This is a genomic window from Herbaspirillum camelliae, from assembly GCF_001929405.1.
In the GTDB taxonomy this organism is placed as follows: domain Bacteria; phylum Pseudomonadota; class Gammaproteobacteria; order Burkholderiales; family Burkholderiaceae_D; genus Herbaspirillum; species Herbaspirillum seropedicae.
This window is the reverse complement of record NZ_KV880769.1, coordinates 6,069,539-6,076,317: the sequence shown is the minus strand read 5'-3', so window position 1 is coordinate 6,076,317 and position 6,779 is coordinate 6,069,539. Positions and strand designations below refer to the sequence as shown.

6 protein-coding genes are annotated in these 6,779 nt (G+C 62.3%); all 6 read right to left on the bottom strand.

The features are described 5' to 3' along the window. Window positions 1-421 precede the first annotated feature (421 nt). Window positions 422-976: an acyloxyacyl hydrolase gene (locus tag BGK68_RS27105; RefSeq protein WP_075259626.1), complete on the bottom strand. Its 555-nt coding sequence runs from the start codon at window positions 974-976 to the stop codon at window positions 422-424. A gap of 169 nt (window positions 977-1,145) precedes the next feature. Then, a complete protein-coding gene (locus tag BGK68_RS27100; protein WP_198937270.1) occupies window positions 1,146-2,054 on the bottom strand; it encodes an SMP-30/gluconolactonase/LRE family protein in 909 nt (302 codons plus the stop codon). 141 nt (window positions 2,055-2,195) lie between these two features. After that, window positions 2,196-2,960, bottom strand: a complete 765-nt coding sequence (locus tag BGK68_RS27095; protein WP_013235816.1) for an SDR family oxidoreductase — start codon at window positions 2,958-2,960, stop codon at window positions 2,196-2,198. Window positions 2,961-2,976: 16 nt separating this feature from the next. Beyond that, complete coding sequence (locus BGK68_RS27090) at window positions 2,977-4,152, bottom strand: fumarylacetoacetate hydrolase family protein (protein ID WP_075259625.1); 1,176 nt, start codon at window positions 4,150-4,152, stop codon at window positions 2,977-2,979. A gap of 157 nt (window positions 4,153-4,309) precedes the next feature. Beyond that, window positions 4,310-5,845 carry a UxaA family hydrolase gene (locus tag BGK68_RS27085; protein WP_075259624.1) on the bottom strand — a complete coding sequence of 512 codons (1,536 nt, stop codon included), beginning with the start codon at window positions 5,843-5,845 and terminating at the stop codon, window positions 4,310-4,312. Window positions 5,846-5,934: 89 nt separating this feature from the next. Then, entirely contained in the window at window positions 5,935-6,741 is an 807-nt protein-coding gene (locus BGK68_RS27080; protein WP_075259623.1) for a transporter substrate-binding domain-containing protein, read from the bottom strand. Window positions 6,742-6,779 lie beyond the last annotated feature (38 nt).

Genomic DNA, 6,779 nt, shown 5'->3' with positions numbered 1-6,779 from the left:
CCTTTTCCGTTAAGGCACAGTTTGCCGAAAAACTCAATCCAGGTTCGGTCCGATTTCGTCGATGCAGATCAGCCGACATTTGCGTCTTTGTTTCCATCTCTGTGCATCGCTGGCATTTCACTGCCTTAGTTTACGCACAGGCGAGATTCCCACTGCGATTCGCCAAGCATGTCAGTGACTCGCATCGGTATTAGTGTTTTCGCATCGGATCGGCCGGAAACCCTTATCCCGAGGCGTCTCTAGAAGTCGAATAGTTAGACTTATACACAACCCCGAGACACGCCCACGCCAGCATTTAATTTATGCACAGGCGAAAATCCAATTCATCAAAGCGACCGGTCAGCTATGCCGCGGAAAATCCAGACAATAAAAAAGCCGGCAAAGCCGGCTTCTTCATTTTCGCTGCTTCAAGGTTCTGTCATCAGAACTTGTAGGCCACACGCGCCACAGCAAAGTTCACGCCGCCGTTAGGCTGCTTGATGCCGCCGTTGGAGAAGTGTTGCAGGCGGATGCCCAGGTCCAGGCCATTGCTGAACACATAGCCAGCACCGATGTGGTCGCCGAACTGGAAGGCGGTGGACAGCACCTTGTCGTTATTGCGGTAGAGCTTGGAGAAGAGGTGCACGCCGATGCCAGCTTCACCGTAGAAACCCTTGCCGTCATCGCGCTGGAAGCGCAGCACCGGGGTCAGGCCCAGGTCGACCAGGTTGCCGCTGTCATTGGTGTTGTTGTAGTGGTTCATGCGCCAGTTGGCCAGCGAGAGATCCCAGTAGCCGCCGATATGGGTGCCGTTGGATTGCCAGAAATTCCAGTTCGGACCCCAGTTGAACTGGGCGCCCAGACGGACCAGCTGGGTGCTGTTGCCAGTGCCGTACTCCAGCGACATGCCGTCGATGGCGTAGCTCGGGGATTGGATCGCAATGGCAGCCACACCAGCGAATGCGATCTTGGCGACCAGGCTCTTCAGTTTAGTCATGGATTGTCTTTCAACGCGTAAATAGTTTTGAAGGATATCTTTGCAGGGATTCCGTGCGAATCTTGATGTCCGCGATAGCGCGCTATTTTCTCACAATCGTACAGAATGCATACTCGCGTGTCCGATTTTGGCGTCATCGAAGTCATTGCCTGCAACAAGGTCCGGTCCGTTATGGGCGATAGCTGTATTCCAGCTGTCCCGGCACGTCCACCCGTACCGCCAGCAGGCACCCCGACTCGGGATACTGCGCCAGTTCGGCCGGGCTGCGGCCATTGCGACCGGTGGTGATGTAGAGCGTGCGCAAGTCATCACCGCCAAAGGCCACCATGGTCGGACAACGCGCCGGCAGCCGGATTTCCTGGAGGATCTCGCCCTGCACCGACAGCCGCAAGACCCGACCGCCCTCGAACATCGCACACCAGTACGCGCCTTCGCTGTCTACGGCAGCGCCATCGGGGCGACCGCCATAGTCGGGCGCACTCTTGTCACTGTCGAATTGGCGCAGCAGGCGGCAATTGCTGGTCGCGCCCGTGGCCAGGTCGTAATCGTAGAGGTTGATGCGGTGCGCCGGCGTATTGGCGTGATACATCAGCCGCTGGTCGGGGCTGAACGCCAAGCCGTTGGAGGTCACCACCGCATGATGGGCATCGCGCAAGGCATTGCGTTCGAAGCAATACAGCGTGCCGCCGTCGCGGTCACGCGGTTCGTAGATGGTCCCGCACCAGAAACGGCCCGAGGCATCGCAGCGCCCATCGTTGAAGCGGATGCGGCTGCTGTCGTAGGGGGCGGCCAGCAGCGGCGTGAGCGCGCCGGTATCGGTATTGAGATGGAACATCCCCGTGCGGATCGCTACCACCAGCCCGCCTTGGGCGTGGCGGACGATGCTGCCAGGTTCCTCCGGCAGATCCCAGCGCTTGTGCTGGCCGCTCTCGGGATGGAGCCGATGCACTGCCTTGCCGGGAATGTCGATCCAGTACAAGGCAGCCTCTTGCGCATGCCATAGCGGAGATTCGCCCAGCAGCATCGGTTCAGGGAAGGCGACGGTGACAGCGGCGGCAGAAGGGGAGGGAACGGACATGGGCAGCAACCTGGTCGGAAGGAAAGCACCTATTATGCCGCTCCCCCGTTGATTGATAAACCTGAGCAGCCTGTCGCAGATATATCGGCCAAACAAAGACGGCATGCCGAAGCATGCCGTCCACTGTGGCTGCCGATGAGCTTAGTTGGACCAGCCGCCGTCGATCATGTGGATGGAACCCGTGGTGAAGTTGGACTCGTCGGAGGCCAGGTAAAGCGCCAGCGCCGCCACTTCCTCGGCCTTGCCGATGCGCCCCATCGGTTGACGGCCGACGAAGGCGGCGCGCACTTCCTCTTCGCTCTTGCCGGTTTCCTTGGCCTGGGTGCTGATGCGCTGGTTCAGCGAGGGCGATTCGATGGTGCCCGGGCAGATGGCGTTGCAACGGATGCCTTGCGCCACGAAGTCCGCCGCCACCGATTTGGTCAGCCCGACCACCGCCGCCTTGGATGCGCCATAGGCAAAGCGATTGGCCACGCCCTTCACGCTCGAGGCCGCCGAAGCGATGTTGACGATGGAACCCGCCTTCTTGGCCAGCATGCCCGGCAGTACCGCGCGGATGGTGTGGAACATGGCCTTGGCATTGAGGTTGAAGGAAAAGTCCCAGGCCTTGTCGTCGCATTCCAGGATGTTGCCCGCTGCCACGTAGCCGGCGCAGTTGAACAGCACATCGATGGTCCCGATCTTGGCCACCAGCGCCTTGATGGCGGCGTCATCGGTGACGTCCAGCAGATGGGTTTCCACTCCGGCGATGCCAGCCAATTCGTCCAGGTGGGGCTTGCTGATGTCGGTAGCGATCACGCGCGCACCTTCGCGCGCAAACAGTTCGGTGGAGGCGCGGCCAATGCCTTGGGCCGCAGCGGTGATGAGGACAGTCTTGCCGGCGAGGCGGCCAGTGGATGCTGACATGCTTGTTCCTTTGCGGTTAAACGAGTTTGCGGTTGGCCAGATTCTTGAACAGCGCCGTGAGGCCGAAAGTCCACGGCGCCGTCTGATCGCTGAAGTTCACCGTGTTGACCAGCGCGCCCAGCTTGGGCGTGGAGATCGTGACAATGTCCGCCACCTGGTGGGTGAAGCCCTGGCCGGGACCGAAACGGTCCTGGGTCGGTGCGAACATGGTGCCCAGAAACAGCACCAGTCCATCCGGATACTGGTGGTTGGGCCCGATCGCATGTTCCACCAGTTGCAGCGGATCCCGGCTGATCATGGACATGGAGCTGCTGCCCTTGAGCGTGAAGCCTTCCGTACCATCGACCCGCATTGTAAGTTCGGCGCGGCGCACATCGTCAATTGAAAAGTTTGCGTCGAACAGGCGAATGAAAGGCCCGACGGCGCAGGACGCATTGTTGTCCTTGGCCTTGCCCAGCAGCAGGGCGCTGCGGCCTTCGAAGTCGCGCAGGTTGACGTCGTTGCCCAGCGTCGCGCCCACCACCTTGCCGCGGCTGTTGATGGCCAGCACGATTTCCGGTTCCGGATTGTTCCAGGCTGACTTCGGATGGATGCCGACTTCATCGCCCAGGCCCACCGAGGACATCGGTTGCGCCTTGGTAAAGATTTCCGCATCCGGGCCGATGCCCACTTCCAGGTATTGCGACCACACGCCCTGTTCCAGCAGCACTTCCTTCAGGCGCGCGGCCTCGGGCGAGCCTGGCACCACGCTGGAGAGGTTGTCGCCGATGACGGCGGTGATGGCCTTGCGCACCGACTCGGCCTTGGCGGCGTCGCCACGCGCCTGTTCCTCGATCACGCGTTCCAGCATGCTGGCCACGAAGGTCACGCCGCTGGCCTTGACCGCCTGCAGGTCGATAGGCGCCAGCAGCCAGGGGCGCGAGGTATCGCGGCGGACGGCGTCGGCATTGTCCAGCAGCTCTTGCAGCGTGGCAATGCGCGTCATGTTGGTGGCTGCGCGCACGGCGGCCGCAGGATTGTCCAGCTCCAGCAATTCGCTGGAGGTGGCGGCGATGAGGGTGAGGTCATAGGCGCCATCGGCATCGATCCTGACCAGCACCGGGCCCACGCCCGGTTGCCAGATGCGGCCGATCAGCGTGGCCTGGGCGTGGTCTTCAGGCAGATGCGCCTGGAGCGAAAAGGTATGTGCCATGTTCTAGATTCCTTATGTGGGAGGCGGCCCGGACTACACGGGAAGCGGGTATCGCCACGATGGTTCTGTTCTGCAGGGGGAAGACGGATAAGACGGATAAGGCGGATAAACAGTAGCCCAGCCGCAGCCGGGCCCCGATGATCTGGATCAGGTCAGCTCAGGTATAGACACCGATATGCCACGGCACGAACTCGTCCTGGCCATAGCCATGCAGTTCGCTCTTGGTCTTCTTGCCCGAGGCGGTGTCGAGGATCATCTGGAAGAAGCGTTCGCCGATCTCCTGCGGCGTGACGTTCCCGTCGGCAATTTCGCCGCAGTTGATGTCCATGTCTTCTTCCTGGCGTTGCCACAATGCCGTATTGGTCGCCAGCTTGAGCGAAGGCGCCGGTGCGCAGCCATAGGCCGAACCACGGCCAGTGGTGAAGCAGATCATGTTGGCGCCGCCCGCGACCTGGCCGGTGGCGGAGATCGGATCGTAGCCCGGGGTATCCATGAAGACGAAGCCGCGCGCAGTGACCGCCTCGGCATACTTGTAGACATCCACCAGGTTGGTCGTGCCGCCCTTGGCGACCGCACCCAGCGACTTTTCCAGGATGGTGGTCAAGCCACCAGCCTTGTTGCCGGCGGACGGGTTGTTGTTCATCTCGGCGTCGTTCTTGGCGCAATACTCTTCCCACCAGGCGATGCGCGCCAGCAGCTTCTCGCCCACTTCCGGCGAGACCGCGCGGCGGGTCAGCAGGTGTTCGGCGCCATAGATCTCGGGCGTCTCGGAAAGGATGGCCGTGCCGCCATGGCGCACCAGCAAGTCCACCGCCGCGCCCAGCGCCGGGTTGGCGGTGATGCCCGAATAGCCATCGGAACCGCCGCACTGCAGGCCCAGGGTCAGGTGCTTGGCCGATACCGGTTCGCGCTTGATGTCATTGGCCTTGGGCAGCATCTTCTTGATCTTTTCGATCCCCAGCGCCACGGTCTTGGCGGTGCCGCCGGTGCCCTGGATGGTGAAGGTGTGGAAGTATTCGCCTTCCTTCAGGTTGTGGCTTTCCATCAGGCCCGAGATCTGGTTGGTCTCGCAGCCCAGGCCCACCACCAGCACGGCGGCGAAGTTGGGATGGGTGGCGTAGCCGGCCAGGGTGCGGCGCAGGATCTGCAGCGGCTCGCCCTGCGAATCCGTCGCGCAGCCCTGGCCGTGGGTCAGCGCCACCACGCCGTCGATGTTGGGATAATCGGCCAGCACTTCCGGATGGATGTCACGACGGAAATAGTCGGCGATGGCGCGTGCGGCCGTGGCCGAGCAGTTCACCGAGGTCAGCACACCGATGTAGTTGCGCGTGGCCACGCGGCCATCCGGACGCACGATGCCCATGAAGGTGGCCGGCTGGGCGACGAAATCGACCGGCTTCACGTCCGCGCCGAAATGGTGTTCACGCGAGAACTCGGCCATGGCCAGGTTGTGCGTGTGGACGTGCTGGCCCGGCGCGATGTCCTGGCTGGCCGTGCCGATGATCTGGCCATAGCGCTTGACCGGCTCGCCAGCGGTGATGGCGCGGGTGGCCATCTTGTGGCCGGCGGGGATGAGGCCCTGGACCTTGAGGCCGCCTTCGTCCTGCAGCACGGTGCCGGAAATGAGCTGCTGGCGGGCGATGACGACATCATCGACCGGGTTCAGGCGGATGACGGGAGAGTGTGCTTTCATGTTGAGCTCGGTGAGAACGTGGGTGCTACGGGCTGGCCGCAGACGCGGCGGGCGCATGCCGCACCCGGTGGGGCGCGGCATGCCGGAAATTACTTGGCGGCGAACTGCGCCAGGTCAGGCATGGGGCTGCCGACCCATTGCTGGTAGATGCCGGGCAGCTTGCCGTTCTTCAGGTTGGCGGTGATCCATTCGTTGAGCCACTTCTCCAGTGCCGGCTCGCCCTTGCGCAGGCCGATGGCATAGGGAATGTCCTTGATGGCGAACTTGGTTTCCAGGTTCTTGGACGGGTTCTGCTTGGCAATGGCCGAGGCCAGCGAATTGGGTGTACACAATGCATCGACCTGGCCCGAGATGATGGCCGCGGTCACGGTGGCATCGTCATCGAAGCGCACGATGTTGGTTCCCTTGGGCGCGATCGGGGTCAGCAGGGAATCCTGCATGTTGCCGCGGACCACCGCGACGCGCTTGCCGACCAGGTCGTTGAGGCTCTTGATGTTTTCACCCTTGGGGGCGGCCACCACGAATTGCGATGCGCCATACGGCTGGGTGAAGGCCACCACCTTCTGGCGTTCCGGTGTGATCGAGAAGGACGAGATCACCATGTCGGCCTTGCCGGTCATCAGGAAGGGGATGCGGTTGGGGCCGGTGACCTGCACGATCTCCAGTTCCACGCCCAGGTCCTTGGCCAGCAGGCGCGCGGTTTCCACATCCGAGCCCTGCGGTTCCAGCTTGGCGTTGGTCATGCCGAAGGGCGGCGCGCCCAGGTCGATGGCGACCAGTACCTTCTTGCGCGCCTTGATGTCGGCCAGTGCATCGGCATGCGCGGCCTGGGCGAAACAAGCCAGGCCTAGCACGACAGCGGCGGCTTTTCTGGTGAAGCTGAGCAGTTTATTCATTGAAGTCTCCTGAGTGGTTGTGTGCTGCTGAAAACAAG